The following is a 2074-nucleotide window of genomic DNA, read 5'->3' on the forward strand; positions in this document are numbered from 1 at the left end:
TAATTACATCATCCACAAGAGCAAGAAAACCCAGAAGTGGCTGAGCGACAATCCAAAGTTCAAGTTACTGTTCTTGCCGGTTTATAGCCCATGGCATAACAAAATTGAAAAACTGTGGCATGCTCTGCACGAGACGATAACCCGGAATCATCAGTGCAAAAACATGGATGATTTACTGGAGCAGGTTCACTACTTTATGGACACTGCCGCACCGTTTCCGGGCGGCAAGCATGGACTAAAGCGGGTGTATCACAATTAGGATCGGTTATTTAGCGAGTCAGATCCAACATAAGAAAAATAAAAATGAAAAAATTGATGTGTTCGTTAATAGACTGCCGACAACTATCGATAAAGTGCCAATGCCTTTTAGCCATATAAACATTGATCAGAATGAATTTATTCGCACATTTGTTATGTTTATCCTGAGTTTAGGTGAAAGACAGATTTTACTGATTGAAGTCGAACGAGAAGAGATAAAAGAACACTTAGCAAAAAAAGAGCCGCAATCGTCAGCATACATCTGCGAGCGTGAAACTAAGGATGCCTTTACTCCTCATGATATCAATCAAATTCTAAGATCTATTTGTGAAAATGGCCCAACTTTATTCCCAAAAAAAGTCCTAACTCGATTGAAGAGAGTTCAAATAAAGCACACAAAGAAAGACCTTACGTCTGAAAGCAAGCAAGCGAATAGAATTCGTAAACACATAATGGACATGCTAACCGGGAAGGAGAATTAGAAACAAAGCCACTTGCATTCTGAGCTTCCATGCACTAATTTGGGTAAATAGTTTTTTCCCCAAATTAGTGCATGGAAGCTCAGATGTCAGATCGCGACCCTAAGAAAAGAAGTTCGTCACAACAGTCCCTCCCACAAGAAAGTGTTTCAGCCACTAATTCAACGGTAGAACCAGTCGAAACGAATATCAGTGAAGTAGAAGCTACAGAGCAAGAACTGAGTATAACTGCAGATTTCTGGCTTTATGCTGGTGACATCAATCACGAAGGATATGAGCGTTTTTCTGTTAGGTTAGAAGACCTTAAAGAAAAAAAAGAACATGTAATTTTATGTTTGACAACCAATGGTGGAGATCCAAACGCGGGTTTCAGAATCGCACGGGCATTAGGGCATCATTACAAAAAGGTTACTATACTTATAAGTGATAGATGCAAAAGTGCAGGAACCTTGATTTGCATTTCAGCTCATCAGCTTGTAATCGGTGATATGGGTGAATTAGGCCCTTTAGATATTCAGCTTAACAAACCAGATGAAATGTTTGAGAGTAGCTCAGGCTTAGATTTAATACAGTCTTTTATGGTTCTACAAAATCAAACTCTGGATGCTTTCAGAAACTATCTGATAGAAATTAGATTAGGGAGTCAAATTTCAACAAAGCTATCCTCAGAGATTGCATGTAAATTAGCGATCGGGTTCGTAACACCAATAGCAGCCCAGATAGACCCAATAAAACTTGGTGAGCATCAGCGCGCGATGTCGATTGCCAAGAGATATGGCTTGTCATTGGATTCAAAAGCTCATAACTTAAAGTCTGGAATGCTTGATTTATTGCTTACTGGATACCCTTCTCACTCTTTTGTAATTGATCGGAAGGAAGCAGCGGCAATTTTTAAAAACGTTAAAGCGCCAGAAAATGACGAACTAACGGCCTATTATGTCTGTCGTGAACTACTCCAATTTGGTAAAATCAAATCTCATGGAGTAGCACGAATTGAATTACTCAACCAAGTTATCGAAGCTGCAAAGCAAGAGAGTGAAGAAAAATGAACAAACTTAATTCTCAGCGCTTAGTTGAAACATTTGAAATTACAGCTCCAGAAGACCCAATCGAAGAGCAAGGGTTAATGAAGCTTTTGTTTATTCAGACAGATAACGATGCTCAAATGACTGCAAAAATAGCCAAAGAGTTTGGGCAAGAACAGACGCGCCTTACCGCGATATTTAGAGAGCGCAATGTAATTGCCTCTATGAGATAGCTAAGAACACCAAAACATGCCTACCATAAAAAGCTATGGCTTTTTATGGTAACGTAAACTGTGTGATTCATAGACATCA

At 39.2% G+C, this 2074-nt stretch carries 4 protein-coding genes; all 4 read left to right on the forward strand.

Translation table 11 applies throughout. From position 1 onward, the window contains the following. Positions 1-259 (forward strand): transposase (locus tag AAY72_RS03705; RefSeq protein WP_197408369.1); only part of this gene is annotated, 259 nt, incomplete at its 5' end. A gap of 58 nt (positions 260-317) precedes the next feature. Continuing rightward, positions 318-740 carry a hypothetical protein gene (locus AAY72_RS03710; protein ID WP_156411272.1) on the forward strand — a complete coding sequence of 141 codons (423 nt, stop codon included), beginning with the start codon at positions 318-320 and terminating at the stop codon, positions 738-740. Positions 741-823: 83 nt separating this feature from the next. After that, positions 824-1786, forward strand: coding sequence for a hypothetical protein (locus AAY72_RS03715; protein ID WP_057785634.1), 963 nt, complete (start codon positions 824-826; stop codon positions 1784-1786). Beyond that, positions 1783-1995, forward strand: coding sequence for a hypothetical protein (locus tag AAY72_RS03720; protein ID WP_057785635.1), 213 nt, complete (start codon positions 1783-1785; stop codon positions 1993-1995). The genes AAY72_RS03715 and AAY72_RS03720 overlap by 4 nt, the downstream gene beginning before the upstream one ends. Positions 1996-2074: the final 79 nt, after the last annotated feature.

The organism is Alishewanella sp. WH16-1 (assembly GCF_001441695.1).
GTDB classification, from domain to species: domain Bacteria; phylum Pseudomonadota; class Gammaproteobacteria; order Enterobacterales; family Alteromonadaceae; genus Alishewanella; species Alishewanella agri.